This window comes from Schaalia odontolytica, from assembly GCF_031191545.1.
In the GTDB taxonomy this organism is placed as follows: domain Bacteria; phylum Actinomycetota; class Actinomycetes; order Actinomycetales; family Actinomycetaceae; genus Pauljensenia; species Pauljensenia odontolytica.
The window spans coordinates 2156163-2175674 of sequence record NZ_CP133472.1 but is presented as its reverse complement, the minus strand read 5'-3'; the positions used below and the strand labels follow the sequence as shown (position 1 = coordinate 2175674).

Sequence of the window (19512 nt, the reverse complement as noted above, 5' to 3'; positions counted from 1 at the left end):
CCGTAGCGTTGGCGGCCATGGAGGTGATTGCGCCCCGGGTGAACAGGGGTGCGCGGGGCGGGGTCATGGTGTGTGATGGAAGCATGAACGCACAGACTCTTGAACGCCCCATCCTGGACGGGCCGCAGCTGAACGCGGCGAATCGTTGCGACGCCTGCGGCGCTCGCGCCCGGGTTCGTGCGACGATGCCTTCCGGCGGCCAGCTGTTCTTCTGTGGCCACCACGCCAACGAGCACCTGCCCTCGCTGGTGGGCGCGGGCGCGCAAATCCTTGACGAGCGCCATTTCATGAACGACTGAGAGCGAGCCTCCCGCAGCGGCGGGACGCATGGCTTGCGGGTGCGGGCGGGGACCAACGGTTCCCGTCCGCACCTTTTCTCACAGTGTCAATATGCGCCCTGTCACGAAGACGCACTTCCTCGGCGATTTCATGAGATGACGTCGCGCACCTGTCAAAACTCCCGTGATACAGTTGCGCATCACTGTCGGGCACATACAGTGGTGGACCAACACCTTGCGCCCCAATGGAGCTCACACATGAAAATAGCGTGGAACGAAATTAAATACCAACCAAAGAAATTCGTTCTCATCGAGTTTCTGATCGCCGCGCTCATGTTCATGGTCGTGTTCCTCTCCGGCCTTACCAACGGCCTCGCATCCTCCGTATCCGCGCAGATCCAGAACTACGGGGCCGCGACGTACATCTTGTCGACGGACTCCGAGGGCGTCATCCCCTATTCCTCCGTGACGGAAGAGGACATCGAGGAGCTGGAAGCTCGCGGCTTGTCGGGCTACGCCGGCCTGGTCATCCAGCGAGCCGCCATCACGCGTGGCGATGACTCCAACACCCTGGACATCACCTACTTCGCGACAGACCATAACGAGGACGGCATTCTCGAGCCCGCGGTCATCGACTCCGACGTGAGCGTGTCTGGGCTCAATGAGAACGAGGTTATCCTGGATCGCGCGTTTGAGGACGAGGGGATCCGCTTGGGCGACCAGGTGATCGACAAGATGTCCGAGCAGGCGCTGACCGTCGTTGCTTTCGCGAAGAACGCCAACTATGGCTACAGCGACATCGGCTTCGTGTCCTCGCAGACCTATGCGGCCATGCGCACGAAGACCGACCCTAACTACCGGTGGCAGGCTCAGACGATCGTCACCTCGAAGGAGATTGCGGCCGACGATCTGCCCAGCGACCTCATGGTGGCCGACCGCCAGCAGGTTATCGACAAGATTCCGGGATACAAGGCTCAGAACCTCACCTTGAAGATAATGACCTGGGTGCTCCTCGTGGCCTCGTCGTCCGTCCTCGGCGTGTTCTTCTACATCCTGACTCTTCAGAAGCTTCGGCAATTCGGAGTGTTGAAGGCGATCGGTATGCGGATGCGGACCATCACCTACATCCAGATCTCCCAGCTGATGATCATTTCGTTGATCGGTGTGACGATCGGGCTGGGCCTGGCGGCTCTTGTTGCCCCCTTCTTGCCAAGTACCGTCCCGTCCATCATGACGCTCTCGGACACCGTGACAGTCGCGGTGAGTTTCGTCGTGACCTCGATCCTGTGCGGTGCGCTGTCGCTACTCAAGATCAAGAAGGTGGACCCCATCGACGTCATCGGCGGAAACGGAGAATAAAATGGCGATCATCGAACTGGACAACATCGGAAAGTCCTACGCCGACGGTGACGAGATCCACCACGTGCTCAGCGGGCTGAACCTACGCGTCGACAACGGCGAATTCGTCGCGATCCTGGGGCCCTCCGGTTCCGGTAAGTCCACTCTCCTCTCCATTGCTGGCCTGCTGCTGTCCGCTGACGAGGGGAGCATCAGCATCGCCGGACAGGATCTGACCAAGCTGAGCCAGAGGCAGTGGACGCGCAAGCGTCTGGAGCTCCTCGGCTTCATCTTCCAGGATCACCAGCTGCTGCCTCACATGAGGATCGGCGACCAACTTGAACTGGTTGCCAAGCTCAAGGGTGAGAAGGATAGGCATAAGCGCCACGCGGAGGTTCGTTCCCTGATGGCGGACCTTGGCATCGAGGATTCGTATCGCAAGTACCCGCGCCAGATGTCGGGCGGGCAGAAGCAGCGCGCGGCCATCGCGCGTGCCTTCATCGGCAACCCGCAGCTAATCTTGGCCGATGAGCCGACGGCGAGCCTGGACCCGGATCGCGGCCAGGAGATCGCGCAGCTGATCAGCAAGGAAGTCAAGTCCACCCACAAGTGCGCCATCATGGTGACCCACGATCGCTCGATCCTGCCCTACGTAGATACGATCTACGAGCTCAAGCACGGGACACTTATCCCGGTCGCAGCCTGAGCGCGTCGGGCGCTCGTTTCGTGCGCGCTGTCAAGGAGTCAGTACTAACGCTCTCCAAGACAAGCGCGGACTACGGAGCAACTAAGCAGAGCTCACCCGCTACTCGCGCGAGCATTGTACCCAGCTGCGCCAGGTGATAAAGCGCTTGACGCTCCCACCGGCGCACAGCTGTGGAGCACTGTGAGTCCCACCATCTGAGCTCTCCCGGATCACGGGTATTGTGCGACCAGTTTAGAGGGGCTAAAGTAACGTCATGACGCGACCGATGCCGTACCGCAAACTAAAGCGGGAGCTTCTCAAGGCGGGTTTCGTGGCGCGCCAGGGTAAAGGAGATCACGAGGTCTGGTCCAAGGACGGTATTCGCGTCGTTGTTACTCAAACGCGGGAAGTATCGCCGGCACTCACTCGACAAGCACTTGAGGCAATTGAAAGGAGCAAACAGCAATGACAAAGCTCATCGTCACCGCGCAGCGGTGGGACAGTAAACTTGGCGGCGGTTGGGAACTCCTGGACGGCGACCACGCAATGACGCAGGTTCGTCGGCTCTCTGACGCCCGCCAGCAAGTCATCGATTATCTGGACACGGTCGATCCCGATGTCGCGCACGCCGACTGGGACATCATCATTATCCCGGCTATCCCTCAAGCAACTTTGGTCGAACAGGCTAAAGCTGCGACCAAGGAAGCCGCTGACGCACAAGCCACAGCAGCCGCACAGTCCCGCGAGGTCGCTCGTTCGCTTCGCGCTTCTGGACTCTCCATCGATGATGCAGCCTGGATTATGGGAGTTTCCCGTTCTCGCATTTCCCAGCTCGCTCGCGCGTAGCGAACACAGCTTGCAACAAGTTTCCTCACATCCAACAGAGTCACCCTTGTCACACGCCAGTCTGTCTGGGCCGCTTCGTTTATTTCGTATTCGATGGGGGATTTGCCGCCGAGGCTGGTGTGGTTGCGGCGGCGGTTGTAGAAGTCTTCGATCCAGGTGGCGACCCCGGTGTAGACCTGGTCGCGGGTGGTGAGCACGCCTGTAGCAGTATTCGTTGTGAGCGTTGCCCGAGAGGTTTCCACCATGGCTCCACCTCAGCAAGCACCGGCCTTCCCCGCCCATTACATTCCCTTCACGGTCCACATACGGTGGACCGCCTCACCGCACAACGGGACTCTTAAGGATAGGTTTCTAGGCGCTGGGAGACCACCGTCGTGACGCCGTCGCGCATCGTGACGCCGTAGAGGGCGTCCGCGATCTCCATCGTGCGCTTCTGGTGCGTAATGACGATGAGCTGCGAGGTCTCCTGCAGCTCCTTGAAGATGGCGAGCAGGCGCGACAGGTTCACGTCGTCCAGGGCGGCCTCGACCTCGTCCATGACATAGAACGGGGAGGGCCGCGCCTTGAAGATCGCGACCAGGAACGCGATCGCGGCCAGGGAACGCTCGCCGCCCGACAGCAGCGACAGGCGCTTGACCTTCTTGCCCGCGGGCCGCGCCTCGATCTCGATGCCGGTCGAAAGCATGTCGTCCGGGTCGGTGAGCACCAGGTCACCCTGGCCTCCCGGGAAGAGCACCCCGAACACGTGTTCGAATTGCTCACGAGTTTCGGCGAATGCAGAGGCGAAAGCCTCCTGCACCAGGCGATCCACGTCCGCCACGATGCGCAGCAGGTCCGCCTTCGACTGCTTAAGATCCTGCACTTGGTCCACGAGGAACTTGTGCCGCGAAGCCAGCGCCTCGTGTTCCTCGAGCGCCAGCGGGTTCACGCGCCCCAACTTCGCCAGGTCCCTTAGCGCCTTAGCGAGCGCGCGCTCCTGCTCGGCGCGCACGTACGCGCTCGGCTCGGCGGCCGCGGCCTTCTCAACCTGATCGGGGTCGAGCGGCAGCATCGGTACCAGCGTCTGCGGCCCGAACTCGGCGAGCAGCTGCTCGGGCTCAAGGGACAGCTCTTCCAGGGCACGCCGCTGCAGATCCTCCACGCGCAGGCGCGTCTGCTCGGCGGCGATCTGCCCCTGGTGCGCCGAGGCCGTGGCCTCCGACAGCTCCGCGCTCAACCGGTCCAGGGCGCGGCGTGCGTCCGAGACCTCCTGGGAGACCTGGGAGCGCCTCTCGCTCAGGCGGTCGCGCTCGGCGGCAGCCCGGGACAGGGCTCGCTCTGCGGCCTCCAAGGCCACGCGCGCGGCTGCCTCCACGTCCGAGGCCGTGGCCAGCTCCGTCTTTCGCGCGGCCTCGCGCCGGGCGTAGCGGGTGCGCTCCTCGCGCTCGGCTGCAGCCGCCTGGCGCAGGGAGCGGGCGCGGGAGGCGGCGCGCCGCGATTGTTCTTCCAGGGCGCGAAGCGCCAGGCGCGCCTCGTTTTCGGCCTCGCGAGCCTCGCGCGCGGCGCGGGACGCGGCGTCGGCGCGGGCCTGGGCGTCTTCGAGGGACTCGGGCGGGCCTACCGTGTCGGCACCCTCGAGGCGTGCTCGCGCGGCCACGTCGCGGTCCCGGGCCCATGTCACCTGCTCGTCGGCGCGTCGGGCCACGTCGTGGGCGCGCTCGGCCTCGGCGCGCGCGGCCTGAGCGGCAGACTGGGCGCGGGCCAGCTCCTGGGCCTCCTTCGCGCGCTGGGCGTCCTCCTCGCGCAGTGCCTTCAGGGCGTCGTTCGCCTCGCGGATGCTGCGGTCTAGGTGTTCATTCGCCTCGCTGAGCTGGTCGGAAACCTCGGCCATGCGGGCCGTAGCTGCCGCGGCCTGCGCGCTGGCCTCCTCGAAGTCGGCGCGCACGGAGAGCACGGAGGATGCCCGGTGCCCGCCTTCGACGGACCAGCGGCGCAGCACATCGCCAGTCTCGGTCACAACCGCGCGTACGCCGGGCACGCCCAGCGCGGCCGCAGCGACTTCGACGGAACACGAGACGACCCCGTCCAGCAGGGACGCGAGCAGCGCGGCGGCACCCTCGCAGGTCACGGCATCGGCCAACCACGTCGCGCCCTCGGGCAGGTCGGCGCGGGCGGCCCCGCCGGTCACATCCGGAGAGTCGTCGGAAGAAGCGCAAGACTCGGATGCCACGACGAGGCGCAGCGAGCGCCCGGCTGCGCGTGCAGCGTCCAGCTCGCCAAGGCCTCGGGCCAGTGAGTCGACGACGACGGCGTCGGCGAAGGGAGCCAACGCGGCGGCGACGGCATCCTCGAAACCGGGGGCGACGTGCAGGAGGGGCGCGACCTGGCCGAGCACGCCGGGGTGTCCGAGCAGCTCGGCGGTGCCGTCCTCGGGGGCGAGCAGCTGCTCGAGGGCGTCGCGGCGCGCCTCCCAGCGCGCGCGGTCGGCGCGGGCCTCGCGCTCAATGCCGAGCAGCTCATCCACGCGCGCGCGGGCGGCGTCGCGGCGGGCCGAGGCCTCGGTGTGTGCGCGGGCCGCTCCCCCGCCGCTCTCCTCCCCGGAGGCGGACTCGACAGAGGCGGCAGAAGCATCGGAGGCCTCGTCCGCGGAGGAGAACAGACCGCCGCTCGCGGGCACGGCCTTCTCGGCGGCCTCGGCGCGTTCCTGCGCACCCCGGTACGCGCCCCACGCACGATCGGCTTCGGCGATGGCGGCCTCCAGTCGGGAGGCTGCCGTGGAGGCGTCGCCCGTCAGGCGCGCGACCTTCTCACGGTGATCGGCGATGACGCGGTTGACGCGGGCCAACTCACGAGAGGCCGAATCATCAGCGTCCTCCGCGGCCTCGCGCGCACGAGTCGCAGACGTGAGGGCACTGCGCGCCTCCTCCACCTGGCCGACCAGCGCGGTGTCCTCGGCCCCGGCGACGCGGGCGCGCTCGTCGAGCACGTCGGGATCTTCGCCGCCAGGAGGCAGCTCGGGGGTGGCACGCAGGGAAACCTTCTGGGTCGCGGCCATCAGCGTGCCACGTAGACGCTCAGTTATCGTGGTGAGCGACTGCCAGTCGGCAGACGCCTGCTCAAGCGCCGGCGACGAGGCGCGCTCGGCCTCCTCCAGGCGGGCAAGCTCGTTTCGCGAGGCGGCGATCTGTTCCTCGAGAGATGCCCGGCGGGTGGCGGCAGACTCATCCGATGCCTCGAGCACCGACAGCTTGGAACGCGCAGACGCCAGGTCGTCGGCGAGCAGGCGGGCCTTCGCGTCGCGCACGCGCGCCTGGATCAGCGAGGCGCGCCGGGCCACCCGCGCCTGGCGTGCCAGGGGCCCGAGCTGGCGGTGAATCTCGTTCGTCAGGTCGAGGACGCGCACGAGGTTCGCGTCCATATCGGCCAGCTTCTTGAGCGCGCGCTCCTTTCGACGACGATGCTTGAGTACACCAGCGGCCTCTTCGATGAATCCGCGACGCTCCTCGGGCGTGGAGGACAGGATCGCGTCGAGCTGCCCCTGGCCGACGATGACGTGCATCTGGCGGCCCATGCCCGTGTCGGACAGGAGCTCCTGCACGTCCAGCAGCCTCGCCGGAGTGCCGTTAATGGAGTATTCGGAGCCGCCCCCGCGAAACAGGGTGCGGCTGATCGTCACCTCGGAATACTCGATGTCGAGAAGCCCGTCGGTGTTGTCGATCGTCAGGTCCACCTGGGCGCGCCCGAGCGCCGCGCGCCCAGATGTCCCCGCGAAAATTACGTCCGCCATCTGCCCGCCGCGCAGCGCGCGGGCACCCTGCTCGCCCATCACCCAGGCGAGCGCGTCGACGACGTTGGATTTACCCGACCCGTTGGGGCCAACGACGCACGTGATGCCCGGTTGGAGGGCAAGCGTGGTCGCACTGGCGAAGGACTTGAAGCCCCGCAGCGTCAGGTTCTTGAGGTACACCCTTGCAGGTTAGCCCTGAGTCAGTAAATCTCCGGGAACCACAGGGAGATTTCGCGCGTTGCGTTATCCACAGAGTCCGAGCCGTGGATCAGGTTCTCCATGTGGGGGCTGTTCCATGCCCGTCCCAGGTCACCGCGGATCGTGCCCGCGGGGGCCGTCGTCGGATCGGTCGAACCCATGAGGACGCGCATGCCCTCGACGACGCGCTGGCCTTCGACGATGATGGCGACGACCGGTCCGGAGCTCATGAACTCCAGGAGGCCCTCAAAGAAGGGCTTGTCCTTGTGGTCGGCGTAGTGCTCGGCGAGCAGCTCGCGGGAGGCGATCATGAGCTTCAGCCCCTTGATCGTGTAGCCCTTGGCCTCGATGCGGCGCAGGATCTCACCGGTCAGGCCGCGCGCGTAGCCGTCGGGCTTCACGACGATGAGGGTGTGCTCCAGGGTGGGGTCGAGAAGGTGCTGGGGCTCCAGTAGAACACTCTTAGCGCTCACGTTGTCTCCTTTGATTCTGACGGTTGCTTGGTTGCGCTTTCAAGCATATCTGTCAGCGCCGCGACCGCCGCTGTGGCGTCGGCCCCATTGGCCTCGATGTGGACGCTCTGACCTTGGGTAATGCCCAGGGCCATGAGGTCCAGGACCGACCCTCCATCCGCCCCGTTGACGGTAATCTCGGCGTCGAAGGAACCCGCCAGTCGCACGAAAGCGGCGGCCGGGCGCGCGTGCAGGCCGACCGGGTCGGCGACGACAGCGTCTCCCTCCGCCCACATCGACGAGGCCGAGGCCGCTCCCCCTCCGGGCCCGGGGGCGGCTGGGCTGGGTGCCTCCTGGGCGGACGCGTCGTCCAGACGAGGGGCCAAGGCGGCTGCGACATCGGCAACCTGGTGAAGATCTTCGCCGAGCTGCGCCCGCACGGAGGAGGCGACGGCCCCTTCAACGAGGCAGGTGTCGACGAATCGCACGCGCTCGGGCTCGTCACTCATGTCGATGACGGACTCGACCGTCATCGTGGCCGACCCGAGGTCGGTCAGGACGATCACGCCGCTGCCGTCCCCGTCCACGGCCGCGAGGGAAGCCTCGAGGGCCGCTTCCACGCGGTCGTAGGAGGTGCCGATGCGGCCGTCGTCCGTGCCACCGGCGGCCTCAAAGTGCACGTCGGGGGCCATCTGTGCAGCCAGCTCGCATACTCCGCGGGCCAGCGCATCAGAGTGGGAGACGACGACGAAGGAGACGCGCACGCTCATGCCGCGCCGGCCTCGCCCGCTGCTCGCGCCGCGGCTCGCAGGATCAGGGAGGTGGAGACGGCACCCGGGTCGAGGTGACCGATGGAGCGCTCGCCCAGGTAGGAGGCGCGTCCCTTCGTGGCGCGAAGCGGCTCGGTGGCGGCCGCGCCGGCCTCGGCTGCCGTGGCTGCGGCCTCAAGGACTGCCGCCCCGTCGCTCCCTGCCTCGGCGGCCGCGCGTGCGGCCTCGAGTGCTGGGGTCCACGCGTCGACCATGGTCTTCTCGCCCGTCACGGCCTTGCCTCGCGCCCGGATTCCCTCGAGTGCGCCCGCGATCACGGCGGCCACGCCCGCGCCGTCCAGCTCACCGTCCCCAGCGGCCTTCGATGCACGCAGGAACGCAGTCCCGTACAGGGGCCCGGCGGCACCGCCGACCGTCGACATGAGGGTCTTGGCCACCGTCTTGAGGGCCTCGGCGACGCTGCCCGGCTGGGCCTCGCGCAGGGCCTCGACAGCGGCGGTGAATCCGCGGTCCATGTTTTCTCCGTGGTCACCGTCCCCGATTGCTCGGTCCAGGTCCACCAGGTAGTCGCGCTGCTGGGCGACATCGGCCGCCGCCAGCTCGATCCACCGCAGTGCCCACTGCGCATCTAGGCTCATCGCGATCCTCCTCGTCCTTCCTCGTCGCTTACTTCCACGCAACCGTTGTCACAGGCGCGTCAAAGAGCTCAAGCAGCTCGTCGTCGGCGCGCATGAGGGTCACCGAGACGCCGGGCATCTCCAGGCTGGTGACGTAGTTTCCGACCATCTGCCGGGCGATCTCGATGCCATCCGACGCCAGGAGGGCGCCGAGGGCGCGGAAGCAGATGTAGAGCTCGGAGAGCGGGGTCCCTCCCATCCCGTTGATGAGGGCCACGACGCGCTCACCCTCGGTGAGGCCAAGATCATCGCGGACGCGCTCATAGAGCTCGGCGACGAGGCTGTCGGCGCTCTCCATGGCACCGCGACGATATCCGGGTTCGCCGTGGATGCCGATACCGAGTTCGATCTCATCCTCGCCCAGGTCAAAGGAGGGCTTGCCCGCGTGGGGCACGGTGCAGGGCCCCAGGGCCAGACCCATGGAGCGGGTCTGGTCGTTGACCTTGGTCGCGATGCGCGTAACTTCCTCGAGGGAGTCTCCGCGCTCGGCGGCCGCGCCAGCGATCTTTTCGACGAAGATCGTTCCGGCGACGCCGCGGCGCCCCGCCGTGTAGAGGGAATCCTCGACGGCCACGTCATCGTTGACCACGATCGTGGCGACCTTGATGTCTTCCATGTCGGCCAGCTCTGCGGCGGTCTCGAAGTTGAGGACGTCACCCGTGTAGTTCTTGACGATGTGCAAGACCCCAGCGCCGTGATCAGCGGCCTTCGTGGCCTCCAGGATCGGGTCGGGCGTGGGCGAGGTGAAGACCGCGCCGGGCACGGCCGCATCCAGCATGCCTTCTCCGACGAAGCCCGCGTGCAGGGGCTCGTGACCGGATCCGCCACCGGAGACGAGGCCGACCTTGCCATCAGCCTTAGGGGCGTGGCGGGTGACGAAATCCGGCGAGTAATGGACATCGACGAGGTCGGAGTGGGCCAGGGCGAAACCTTCGAGGGTTTCGCGCACGACGGCGTGGACGTCATTGACGAGCTTCTTCATGATGCCTCCTTGCACATTGCTCATCTGTCATTGTATGCATGCTCAATCGTGCCACCTTCGAGCACAAAATCCCAACCGTGGCGGCCACCACGATGCGGCCGCCACGGTCGGGTTCCATCCTAGCGGGGAGAGTGCCCGGCCAGGGCCAGCATCTCCCCGGCCAGCATCACCGATCCAAACACGAGGACTCCACTGCGATCCGCGGACTGCGCCCCCGCCTCGGCGATCTCGGCTGCACGATGGACTGCGTCGGCGAGGGACTCTCGCACGTCTACCCGGTCGGGACCGAATACGTCCTCGGCGATCTCGGCCAGGCTGGCGATGTCGGCCGCGCGCTCGCCCGGCATCTGTGTGACGACGAGGTGATCGATGAAGGGCTCAACCTCGGACAGGACGCCCTCGACGTCCTTGTCCCCCATCGCGGCGTACACGCCAGCGATGCGCGCGAAGGAGAAGGAGGATTCCACGGCCTCGCGCAGGGTCGCGGCGCCCGCGGGGTTGTGCGCGGCATCGACGATGATCGTGGGCGAATGGCGCACGACCTGCATGCGGCCCGGGCTGGAGGCGTTCATGAGGCCCTGCTCGACGATGCGACCGTCCAGGCCGCGACCGCCCATGAAGGCCTCGACGGCGACGAGTGCGGCCGCCGCGTTGTGCGCCTGATACTGACCGAACAGCGGGACGAATACGTCCTGGTAGACGGCGGAAGGCGTGCGGATGGTGACCATCTGGCCGCCCACGCCGATCTGGCGATCCACGACCTCGAAGTCACGGCCCTCGACGCGGACAATCGCGTCGACGGAACGAGCCTGGTCTAGGAGGACGTCGAGGACTTCCTCCTGCTGTTTCATGATGACGACAACCTGACCGGGCTTGATGATGCCGGCCTTTTCGACTGCGATCTCTTCGATCGTGGAACCCAGCCACTTCGTGTGATCCAAGGCAATCGGGGTGATGACGGACACGCCGGCGTCGATGACGTTCGTGGCGTCCCAGCGTCCACCCATGCCGACCTCGACGACGGCGGCGTCGACCGGATAGTCGGCGAAGGCAGCGTAGGCCATGATGGTGAAGACCTCGAAGAAGGACAGGCGGGGGCCGCCCTCCTGCGAGCTGCGCTCGTCCACCATTCCGACGTAGGGTTCGATGTCCTCCCATGCGCGCACAAAGCCCTCGCGCGTGATCGGGTGGCCCTCCAGCGAGATGCGCTCGCGCACGTCGAGCAGGTGCGGGCTCGTGAAGCGGCCCGTCTTCATGCCGAAAGCGGTGAGCAGCGAGTCGATCATGCGCGAGGTGGAGGTCTTGCCGTTCGTGCCCGTGATGTGGATCGACGGGTAGGATCGTTGCGGGTCGCCGAGGATGTCGAGGGCGAGCTTCACGCGCTTCAACGTGGGGTCGATGTCGTGCTCGGGGGCTCGCGCGACTATGGAGCGGTAGATCTCCTCCACGCGCGCGTCGAGCTCAATGTCGTCCTCAGCGCGGGCCAGGGCGGCTTCGTGGGAGGCACGCTCGCCACGTTCCTGAGCGGCATCGTCGGCAAAGTCTTCGTCCACCTCACCCTCGATCTCGGCGAGGACGGAGGGGTCGGGGCCCAGCAGCAGCGAGTGCTCGACGAGGGCGCGCAGCGCGGCCTCGCGCTCGCTCTCCTCGGCCTGCGCCTCGGTGCCCTCCCCCGCATCGGTCTCCTCGACCTCGTCGGCTGCTTCCAGGTACGGGATCAGGTCGGCCGGGATACCACCCTGGGTGTCCTCGTGTGTGGGGTCTTGCCCGAAGAACGATTCGCCTGCCATGTTTCCTCCGCTGCTTGCGTCTGTCCCCAGTAGTGTAACGGCAGGGAGGCGGCACGCGAGATATGCGCACCGTCGCGCAGCTCTCGTTCCCACTCTCACGATCCGCGCGCCGAGCGCCACTCGGGGCGCGGACGATTGCGCTCCATGGGCGGCCCCGCAACGAAGCTGGTGAGACGAACCCGCTCCACCCCTGTTTGAGTTTCTGTCGGGCGGCTACACTTCCCCTCAGGGGCAAAACCCTTGGACGGAGGACAATCTCATGGGAAAGTGGTTTGGTCAGGCCGCCGAGATCGAGGCGCTGCGCGCCGAGAATCACCAGTTGAAGGGCCAGGTGGCGAGCCTTGAGGCGCGCCTTCGCGCGGCTTACGGCGAGGCAGGGATCACCGCGCTCGCGCAGGAAGCACCCGCTCCTTCCGGGGGCGGCGAGGCTGGCCCCACCGTCCCTCCCGTTGGGGTGGGTGTAGCGGAGCTGACCGAGGCCGAGCGTGCGCTGGTGGCCTCAGGCCGCAAGATCGCAGCCATCAAGGCCTACCGGGATCGCACCGGGGCTGACCTGTTGCACGCCAAGGAACTCATTGACGAGGCCGCGGCGATCAAGCGAGTGAGCCCGGACCTGACCGAGGAGGAACTCGCGCTGGTGGCCTCGGGCCGCACGGTCGAAGCCGTCAAGGCCTACAAGGACCGCACCGGCGTGAGCCTCAAGCAGGCAAAGGCGGCCATTGGCGCGGCGCGTTGACATACTCCCCCAACCGCCCTCGATGAAAAGTGAGGTCCAATGCCACAAGAGCTACCTGCCGCCAACGACCGGGAACACATCGCGACCCAGAGCGCTTACTTTCTCACCCGAGCACCCGGCACCGGGGATATGTTGCCCAACTCAGAGGAAGGCCTGGGGGAACGCTACCGGTGCGGTGGCGATGTGACCATGTCCAGCGCGTGGCAGATGTCCCGTGGCACAGATCCCGAGATTCGCTCAACCAACGCATGGCTAGAGTCGCGCTATGCGGTACCCGGGTGGGGATACCCGGCGTGGCGAGAGGATCGAGACCACGCAGAGATCCCCAACAGCGACCGGTACTTCCTTGACAAGTCCGAGTTCATCAGGGCCTTCGATATCGACGGGCTAGACCACATCGGCCATGTCGGTTTACGCACCCTGACCCCGATCATTAACGGAACGGTTTTCCCGTCGGAGTTTCGCTCGGGACCGCCCGCCAACTTCAACGAGCTATACCGCCAGTTCCGCTTGACTCATGCGCCTCTCCCCGAGGACGTCGTTATCGAGATAAGCCTGCGCGATGAGGACATGGGATCCTTCGGGCAGACGCCGCAAGTGCGCGTCCTCGAGAGGGCGATGGCGGATAACTGGGTACCCATGACCATCGACGAACTGATCACGCAACGCATTATCGAAGGGGTCTCGGAGCATGTTGGAGAAGTTAGAGACGTTGATTGGGAATCTCTGTACGGGTACTTTCTTGGCCCAAGCTGACTTTCAGGACGGCCACGGATACTCATTTTCAAGCTACAACACCGACTTTTTCGCAGTGTGGGAAACGTCGGGCAGCTACCGCTTCAGTTGGTCCGAACGCCACCCCAGCGCACGCTTTACGATGGAGACGCGTAGCGACGTCATGGCCTCGTACATGCTGATCACCGAACTCGGTGCCCGACGACGGGCCAGTCTGTGGTTTCCGCCCATCGTCATCCCCGGCGAAGCGCCATCGGATCAACGCTGGAAGGTCTCAAAAACCCGCTGGCCGCGAGTCACGCGTTACACGAGCACCACCGATCCCACGATGAGTGTCGAAGCAACAAACAGCCTCGAACTGCGCAGGCTTCTCTTTTCCACACAATTCCCCGACGAGGACTACCTGGAATCCTACATGTACCCGGATGCCTATCCCCTCTTGCACCCGTATCTTTCCTCGATCACACCCTATCTGCAGCATCTGCATGACGCCGGCGTCGTCCTGCCGGAACAACCCGGCTACTACGGCTTCTCAGACACGCTGACGCTCTAGCGTCTCCTCACACGCGGGCAAGCGACGAGCCACCGCCATGAGAGGGACCTCTCGCGGGTCAGACGCGTCAGTGGGCGGGCTCGGGAGTAGTTTCTCTCGAGCCCGCCCACCGGTTCACTCAGCGTTTGGCGACGCTCACGGCGAGCTTGTCGCCGGGCTCGATCGCAACCGACAGGGCGAGGGTCTCGGCGGCGATCATGTCGCGCCAGGTCTCAACGTCGGCCACGTGATCGGACGGAACCGTCAGCGACAGGTCGATGCGATCAGCGATGTGTAGGCCGGCGTTCTTGCGCTCGTCCTGGACCGCACGAACCACGTCGCGGGCGTAGCCCTCGGCCTCCAGCTCGGGGGTCAGCTCCGTATCGAGGACCACGAAGGTGCCCGAGGCGAGCACGTCCGCGACCTGGCCCTCGGCGGCGTCTACGGAGGTGGACACGGAGAACATGTCGCCCGTCAGCTCCAGCGGAGCGCCATCAAGCTGCACGCCCGGGAAGCGGCATGCGCCGTCCTCGGTGATCTCCCACTCGCCGGCCTTCTGTGCCTTGAACAGCTGGCTCGTCAGCTTACGAACCGACGGCTCGAAGGCGCGCGGGTTCAGGGCGAGCTCGGTGCGCACGCTCAGGCCCGAATTCTGCGGGTCGTTGAAGACCACGGACTTCACGTTCACCTCGGAAGCGATCAGATCCGCGAAAGGCTCCAGGTCCGCGAAGTTCTCCGACACGACCTGCAGGGAGGCCAACGGCTGGCGCACGCGCAGCTGATGCGTCTTGCGCAGCGCGTGGGCCGCCGACACGGTCGAGCGAACCTCGTCCATGGCCGCCACGAGCGCGGGGGCCACCACGGCCTCGTCGATAACCGGGAAGTCGACCAGGTGCACGGACTCCCCACCCGTCAGGCCGCGCCAGATCTCCTCGGTCAGCAGCGGCAGCAGGGGCGCAGCCAGCTCCATGAGGGTCACGAGCGCCGTGTACAGCGCGTCGAAGGCCGAGGCATCCTCATCCCAGAAGCGCTGACGCTGGGTACGCACGTACCAATTCGTCAGAACATCCAGGTACTCGCGGATCGCCTCGCAGGCACCTGCGACGTCGTACTCATCCAGGTCGGCGCGCACGTCCTCCGCGAGGGTGAGCGTGTGGGCCAGCAGGTAGCGGTCCATCTCCGGCAGGGCAGCGACGACGTCGGCCGAGGACAGGTCCAGACGACGCGCCTCGTAGCCCTCGCCCTTGTTGCATGCTCCCGCGTACAGCGTGAAGAAGTAGTACGTATTCCAGATGGGCAGAAGCACCTGACGGACGGTGTCGCGGATCGACTCCTCCTTGACGATCAGGTTGCCGCCGCGCACGACCGGGCTCGACATGAGGAACCAACGCATGGCGTCAGAGCCGTACTTGTCGAAGACCTCGGCCACGTCCGGGTAGTTGCGCAGCGACTTAGACATCTTCAGGCCGTCGTCGCCCAGGACGATGCCGTGGGAGACGCAGGAGCGGAACGCGGGGCGATCGAAGAGTGCCGTCGCCAGGACGTGCAGCGTGTAGAACCAGCCGCGCGTCTGACCGATGTACTCGACGATGAAGTCGCCCGGGTAGTGGTTCTCGAACCATTCCTGGTTCTCGAACGGGTAGTGCACCTGCGCGAAGGGCATCGATCCGGACTCGAACCAGCAGTCAAACACGTCGGAAATGCGACGCATCGTCGACTTGCCCGTCGGGTCGTCCGGGTTCGGGCGGGTCAGCGAGTCGATGAAGGGACGGTGGAAGTCCGTGACCTTCACGCCGAAGTCTGCCTCCAGCTCGGCGATCGAGCCGTAGACGTCGGTGCGCGGGTATGCCGGGTCGTCAGAGACCCACACGGGGATCGGCGCGCCCCAAAAGCGGTTGCGCGAAATCGACCAGTCGCGAGCACCCTCCAGCCACTTGCCGAAGATCCCGTGTTTGGTGTGTGCAGGAGTCCAGGTGATCTCCTCGTTCAACTCCACCATGCGGTCGCGGATCTCGGTGACGCGCACGAACCAGGAGGACACGGCCTTGTACATCAGGGGCTTGCGGCAGCGCCAGCAGTGCGGGTAGGAGTGCACGTAGGACTTCTCGCGCACCAGAACGGCGCGGATCTCGGGCGCACGGCGCGCGATCGGGCCACCCTGCTCGCGCAGGTCGGCCACAACGTAGCGGTTCGCGTCAAAGATCTGCATGCCCGCGTAGTCGCTCACCTCGGAGGTGAAGACGCCGCCGTCGTCGACGGGCAGGACGACGCCGATGCCGTACTCCATGCAGGTCCACATGTCGTCCTCACCGAAGGCCGGAGCCTGGTGGACCAGGCCGGTGCCGTCCGTGGTGGTCACGTAGTCGGCGGCGATGATGGACCAGCCGTTGGGGCCGGGGGCGCCGCCCTCGGCGCGGCGTTCGGGGGTGTCGAAGTAGTCGTAGATCGGGTGGTAGTGGACGCCGACCAGCTCCGAGCCCTTGTAGGTGGCGACGACGGCGGGTTCCTCGCCCAGTTCCTTGGCGTAGGCGCCGACCAGGTCGGTGGCGATCAGGACGCGCTCGCCCGCGAGGACGCCCTCGTGGTCGGCCGCGACCTCGACGAGTGAGTACTCGATGTCCGGCCCCACGGCGACGGCCGAGTTCGACGGCAGGGTCCAGGGCGTGGTCGTCCAGATGAGGGCCAGCTCGGGGCGCGCCGAATCCTCGCGCAGCTTGGTTTCGAGGCGCAGGCCCACGGTCACCGTGTTGTCGGTGCGGTCCTGGTACACGTCGTCGTCCATCTTGAGCTCGTGGTTGCTCAGAGGCGTGCGGTCGTTCCAGCAGTAGGGCAAGACACGGTGGCCCTGGTAGGCCAGGCCCTTGTCGTAGAGCTGCTTGAACGCCCAGATCACGGACTCGGTGTAGGACATGTCGAGCGTCTTGTAGTCGTTCTCGAAGTCCACCCAGCGAGCCTGGCGGGTGACGTACTCTTCCCATTCCTTGGTGTAGCGCAGGACGGAGGAGCGGCAGGCTGCGTTGAACGCCTCGATGCCGACGCCACCCTCGCGGGTGATCTCGGTGACGTCCTCGATGCCGAGCTGGCGCTGCGCCTCGAGCTCGGCGGGCAGGCCGTGCGTGTCCCAGCCGAAGCGGCGCTCGACGCGGTGGCCCTTCATGGTCTGGTAGCGGCCCACTACGTCCTTGACGTAACCGGTCAGGAGGTGACCGTAGTGGGGCAGGCCGTTGGCGAAAGGCGGGCCGTCGTAGAACACGAACTCGTTGGCACCGTTCTCGCCGGCGTCACGCATCTCAATGGACTTGCGGAAGGTGTCGTTGCTGGCCCAGAAAGCCAGGGTGCCAGCTTCCATCGTGGGGAAGGAAGGGCTGGGGTCCACCTCGTCTTGCCGGTGGCGGGGGTAGAAGCCGTGCTTCGTCATGAGTGTCCTCGTCTCGCGCCTATACAGGGACGAGGACCGGCGTCGCCGGCACCCGCGGTACCACCCCGCTTGCCGCTCCCTCACTGGGTGCGGCCGCTTCGTTGGGGCTGTGTCGGGCCCTCCCGTCCGGTTCTACTCGAGGGGACGAGGCCGTGGCCGGCTCTCGCGTCCTTCTTTCTTCCGGATGCTCCCCGGTGATGCCCCGTTGCCGGGCCGGATCGTAGCGAGAACCCAGTGTAGCGAAGAAATGCTCGTGCGCCCACCGGGCGCAGCGTCTGCCTGACCACAGCACAGCGCTTGCTCGTCGCGGTCTGCCCGAACATGGCCTCGCCCCCTAAGAATCGACACCCCGCGGCACCCACCGGCGCCGCGCTGGCCTCGTCTCGCATCGCCTCGGCGCGTGCTCGCGAGGACCGCGCTGCCCTGCCCTAGAGTTGTGGGGTGATTGAAATCGAAACGACACGCACCGTACGCCCCTGGGGCGCACTGATCGGCGCATGTGTTCTGGCCGCGCTGATTGCCGTGTGGGCGATGCAGGGAGCTATTTCCGCAACGGGGCTACCCATTGGCCGCGCGGCGACGATCGCCGTGGGAATGACGCTGCAGGCGATTCCCTTCCTGCTGCTGGGCGTGTTCGTCGCCGAGCTCATCGAGGCATTCGTTTCCCCATCACTGATCGCTCGCGTGTTCCCGACAAACCCGGTCGCATCCGTGTTTGCCGCGCTCATTGCGGCGTTCCTGCTGCCCGTCTGCGACTGCTCGGCGGTTCCGATTTTCCGTTCGCTGCTGCGCAAGGGGGTGCCGCTGTCGGCCGCGACGACCCTCATGCTGGCGTCTCCCGCTATCAACCCGCTGGTGATCGCCTCGACGTATTATGCCTTCGGCTCATGGTCGCTGGTGGGCGCACGCATCGGGCTGAGTATCGTCGTCGCACTCACGGTCGGCCTGTCTATGTTGGTCTCCTCTCCGCGCGCTCTGCACGAGGAAACGGATCTCCACGGCAGCAACACGTGCGGGTGCGAGGGTGGCTGCGCGGTTCCGGATCGATCAATCTCGGGCGTTCTGGGCGCGACAGGTCAATCTTTCGGCAGGATCCTGCCCTACCTGCTCGGAGGCGTTGCCGCGTCCACACTCGCTCAGGTTTTCTGGCCGGTGTCGTCTCTGCTCGCAGGACTGCCCGCGCCCGGCGCGTTGGCGCTCATGATGGGTGCCGGTTTCGCTCTCTCCCTCTGTTCGTCTTCTGACGCGGTGATCGCCCGATCTTTGGCTTCCCTCGCCCCAACGGGCGCGCTCATGGGCTTCATGGTCTACGGGCCGATGATGGACATCAAGAACGTAGCCCTCCTGGCTTCACAGTTCCGCATCGCGTTCGTGGTTCGTTTGTTCGTGACGGTGACGGCTGTGGCAGCGCTCGTTATCGGCTGCGCCTGGTGGATGGGGGCACTCTCGTGAAGGTTCTTGATCGACTCGCTCCGATTGCGCAGTCGCTGTCGCTGGCATGCCTGGGTGGCGGACTCCTTTGGCTGTCGCTCTCGGGCCGTTACGCGTCGTTCGTGCCCCCGTCCGCGCGCCTGGGGATCATTGCTTCGGGAGTTGGCTTGCTTGCCTGTTCGCTCGCCCTGTCCGCTCGGCTCGGCTTGAGCGAACACGCACAGAACGACAGCGATCAGGCTCGTCATGCGCTGACGCGCACCTTTGTCGCGCTCGTTGCGAGCGCACTCATCGTTCTTCCTTTCCACGTCTCTCCGTCGGAGTTGGCATCCACCGCGTGGAGCGCCCGCGGGGCTGACGCGGGTGCGAACCCCGGCCTCGACGCTGGCAATGAAGAGACTAGCTCCGCGCCGACTTCCTCCTCGGACGGCGACACCCCCTCCACCGATAGCCAGAGTGGGGGCGCATCTGCGGTGCCGTCGGCGGGGACGCTCGAGCTCACGACGGACAACTTCTACGGGCAGGTCGAGGAACTGATCGCCAACGGGCGCGCTCACGACGGCCAGCGCATCGACCTCGTCGGTTTCGTGGTGAGTCCGGAGGCAGCCCGTGGCCAGGCTTCCATTCCACGCGTGACGGAGGAAGAGAGTTTCGCTGTGGCTCGCATGGCGATCTGGTGCTGCGCGGCTGACGCGTACCCGGTTGGCTTCGCGGTGCGCTGGAGCGGCCCCACCCCCGAAGCCGATAGCTGGGTGCACGTGAGCGGCACGCTGCGGGTACGCGGCACGAAAGCACTGTTGATCGAGGCTGACTCGGTGACGCCGGCGGATACTCCAAATCCGGAGTTCGTCCTTCAGACACGCTAAACTCACACATTC

General features: G+C 66.1%; 17 protein-coding genes. 10 read left to right on the top strand and 7 right to left on the bottom strand.

All coding sequences use genetic code 11. From position 1 onward, the window contains the following. The first annotated feature begins 83 nt into the window (after nucleotides 1–83). The 5 genes from RDV55_RS09280 (at nucleotide 84) to RDV55_RS09260 (ending at nucleotide 3147) form a co-directional block, all read left to right on the top strand. The gene (locus RDV55_RS09280) at nucleotides 84–299 is read left to right on the top strand and encodes a DUF7455 domain-containing protein (protein WP_111824424.1); all 216 of its coding nucleotides are present in this window, start codon (nucleotides 84–86) and stop codon (nucleotides 297–299) included. A gap of 237 nt (nucleotides 300–536) precedes the next feature. Next, the gene (locus RDV55_RS09275) at nucleotides 537–1637 is read left to right on the top strand and encodes an ABC transporter permease (protein WP_111824423.1); all 1101 of its coding nucleotides are present in this window, start codon (nucleotides 537–539) and stop codon (nucleotides 1635–1637) included. A gap of 1 nt (nucleotide 1638) precedes the next feature. Further along, on the top strand, nucleotides 1639–2322 hold the full coding sequence (locus tag RDV55_RS09270; protein ID WP_111824422.1) for an ABC transporter ATP-binding protein: 684 nt from the start codon (nucleotides 1639–1641) through the stop codon (nucleotides 2320–2322). 253 nt (nucleotides 2323–2575) lie between these two features. Next, complete coding sequence (locus tag RDV55_RS09265; RefSeq protein ID WP_165835869.1) at nucleotides 2576–2770, top strand: type II toxin-antitoxin system HicA family toxin; 195 nt, start codon at nucleotides 2576–2578, stop codon at nucleotides 2768–2770. Continuing rightward, nucleotides 2767–3147 carry an antitoxin HicB gene (locus RDV55_RS09260; RefSeq protein ID WP_111824421.1) on the top strand — a complete coding sequence of 127 codons (381 nt, stop codon included), beginning with the start codon at nucleotides 2767–2769 and terminating at the stop codon, nucleotides 3145–3147. The genes RDV55_RS09265 and RDV55_RS09260 overlap by 4 nt, the downstream gene beginning before the upstream one ends. Before the next feature lie 337 nt (nucleotides 3148–3484). Here RDV55_RS09260 and smc read toward each other — a convergent pair whose 3' ends face one another. The 6 genes from smc to RDV55_RS09230 all read right to left on the bottom strand — a co-directional run bounded on the left by smc (nucleotide 3485) and on the right by RDV55_RS09230 (nucleotide 11782). Continuing rightward, the gene (smc, locus tag RDV55_RS09255) at nucleotides 3485–7093 is read right to left on the bottom strand and encodes a chromosome segregation protein SMC (protein ID WP_111824420.1); all 3609 of its coding nucleotides are present in this window, start codon (nucleotides 7091–7093) and stop codon (nucleotides 3485–3487) included. A gap of 20 nt (nucleotides 7094–7113) precedes the next feature. Further along, nucleotides 7114–7584, bottom strand: coding sequence for a nucleoside-diphosphate kinase (gene ndk / locus RDV55_RS09250; protein ID WP_003792595.1), 471 nt, complete (start codon nucleotides 7582–7584; stop codon nucleotides 7114–7116). After that, nucleotides 7581–8333 carry a dihydroxyacetone kinase phosphoryl donor subunit DhaM gene (gene dhaM / locus RDV55_RS09245; protein WP_111824419.1) on the bottom strand — a complete coding sequence of 251 codons (753 nt, stop codon included), beginning with the start codon at nucleotides 8331–8333 and terminating at the stop codon, nucleotides 7581–7583. The genes ndk and dhaM overlap by 4 nt, the downstream gene beginning before the upstream one ends. Further along, a complete protein-coding gene (dhaL, locus tag RDV55_RS09240; protein ID WP_111824418.1) occupies nucleotides 8330–8971 on the bottom strand; it encodes a dihydroxyacetone kinase subunit DhaL in 642 nt (213 codons plus the stop codon). Before dhaL ends, dhaM begins: the two co-directional genes overlap by 4 nt. 28 nt (nucleotides 8972–8999) lie before the next feature. Beyond that, complete coding sequence (gene dhaK / locus RDV55_RS09235; RefSeq protein WP_111824417.1) at nucleotides 9000–9992, bottom strand: dihydroxyacetone kinase subunit DhaK; 993 nt, start codon at nucleotides 9990–9992, stop codon at nucleotides 9000–9002. A gap of 119 nt (nucleotides 9993–10111) precedes the next feature. After that, nucleotides 10112–11782, bottom strand: a complete 1671-nt coding sequence (locus RDV55_RS09230) for a bifunctional folylpolyglutamate synthase/dihydrofolate synthase (RefSeq protein WP_111824416.1) — start codon at nucleotides 11780–11782, stop codon at nucleotides 10112–10114. Nucleotides 11783–12041: 259 nt separating this feature from the next. Here RDV55_RS09230 and RDV55_RS09225 point away from each other — a divergent pair, with 259 nt between their 5' ends. Genes RDV55_RS09225 through RDV55_RS09215 form a run of 3 tightly spaced genes read left to right on the top strand, consistent with a single transcriptional unit; the run spans nucleotide 12042 to nucleotide 13806 of the window. Next, nucleotides 12042–12518 (top strand): hypothetical protein, encoded by a 477-nt coding sequence (locus RDV55_RS09225; RefSeq protein WP_111824415.1) that lies wholly within the window; start codon nucleotides 12042–12044, stop codon nucleotides 12516–12518. A 39-nt stretch (nucleotides 12519–12557) separates the two neighbouring features. Beyond that, nucleotides 12558–13274 (top strand): hypothetical protein, encoded by a 717-nt coding sequence (locus RDV55_RS09220; RefSeq protein WP_111824414.1) that lies wholly within the window; start codon nucleotides 12558–12560, stop codon nucleotides 13272–13274. After that, the gene (locus RDV55_RS09215; RefSeq protein WP_009211710.1) at nucleotides 13261–13806 is read left to right on the top strand and encodes a hypothetical protein; all 546 of its coding nucleotides are present in this window, start codon (nucleotides 13261–13263) and stop codon (nucleotides 13804–13806) included. Before RDV55_RS09220 ends, RDV55_RS09215 begins: the two co-directional genes overlap by 14 nt. Before the next feature lie 118 nt (nucleotides 13807–13924). Here RDV55_RS09215 and ileS read toward each other — a convergent pair whose 3' ends face one another. Next, complete coding sequence (ileS, locus tag RDV55_RS09210) at nucleotides 13925–17203, bottom strand: isoleucine--tRNA ligase (RefSeq protein ID WP_111824413.1); 3279 nt, start codon at nucleotides 17201–17203, stop codon at nucleotides 13925–13927. 531 nt (nucleotides 17204–17734) lie between these two features. On the opposite strand from ileS, the gene RDV55_RS09205 reads away from it, so the two are divergent. After that, nucleotides 17735–18655 carry a permease gene (locus tag RDV55_RS09205; RefSeq protein WP_373462914.1) on the top strand — a complete coding sequence of 307 codons (921 nt, stop codon included), beginning with the start codon at nucleotides 17735–17737 and terminating at the stop codon, nucleotides 18653–18655. Continuing rightward, the gene (locus RDV55_RS09200) at nucleotides 18652–19500 is read left to right on the top strand and encodes a TIGR03943 family putative permease subunit (RefSeq protein ID WP_111824410.1); all 849 of its coding nucleotides are present in this window, start codon (nucleotides 18652–18654) and stop codon (nucleotides 19498–19500) included. The genes RDV55_RS09205 and RDV55_RS09200 overlap by 4 nt, the downstream gene beginning before the upstream one ends. Nucleotides 19501–19512: the final 12 nt, after the last annotated feature.

What these genes read in the sequence shown, in the direction of transcription:
- RDV55_RS09280 (WP_111824424.1), top strand. Translation starts at nt 84, where the DNA reads ATGAACGCACAGACTCTTGAACGCCCCATCCTGGACGGGCCGCAGCTG.
- RDV55_RS09275 (WP_111824423.1), top strand. Translation starts at nt 537, where the DNA reads ATGAAAATAGCGTGGAACGAAATTAAATACCAACCAAAGAAATTCGTT.
- RDV55_RS09270 (WP_111824422.1), top strand. Translation starts at nt 1,639, where the DNA reads ATGGCGATCATCGAACTGGACAACATCGGAAAGTCCTACGCCGACGGT.
- RDV55_RS09265 (WP_165835869.1), top strand. Translation starts at nt 2,576, where the DNA reads ATGACGCGACCGATGCCGTACCGCAAACTAAAGCGGGAGCTTCTCAAG.
- RDV55_RS09260 (WP_111824421.1), top strand. Translation starts at nt 2,767, where the DNA reads ATGACAAAGCTCATCGTCACCGCGCAGCGGTGGGACAGTAAACTTGGC.
- dhaM (WP_111824419.1), bottom strand. Translation starts at nt 8,333, where the DNA reads ATGAGCGTGCGCGTCTCCTTCGTCGTCGTCTCCCACTCTGATGCGCTG.
- dhaL (WP_111824418.1), bottom strand. Translation starts at nt 8,971, where the DNA reads ATGAGCCTAGATGCGCAGTGGGCACTGCGGTGGATCGAGCTGGCGGCG.
- dhaK (WP_111824417.1), bottom strand. Translation starts at nt 9,992, where the DNA reads ATGAAGAAGCTCGTCAATGACGTCCACGCCGTCGTGCGCGAAACCCTC.
- RDV55_RS09230 (WP_111824416.1), bottom strand. Translation starts at nt 11,782, where the DNA reads ATGGCAGGCGAATCGTTCTTCGGGCAAGACCCCACACACGAGGACACC.
- RDV55_RS09225 (WP_111824415.1), top strand. Translation starts at nt 12,042, where the DNA reads ATGGGAAAGTGGTTTGGTCAGGCCGCCGAGATCGAGGCGCTGCGCGCC.
- RDV55_RS09220 (WP_111824414.1), top strand. Translation starts at nt 12,558, where the DNA reads ATGCCACAAGAGCTACCTGCCGCCAACGACCGGGAACACATCGCGACC.
- ileS (WP_111824413.1), bottom strand. Translation starts at nt 17,203, where the DNA reads ATGACGAAGCACGGCTTCTACCCCCGCCACCGGCAAGACGAGGTGGAC.
- RDV55_RS09205 (WP_373462914.1), top strand. Translation starts at nt 17,735, where the DNA reads ATGCAGGGAGCTATTTCCGCAACGGGGCTACCCATTGGCCGCGCGGCG.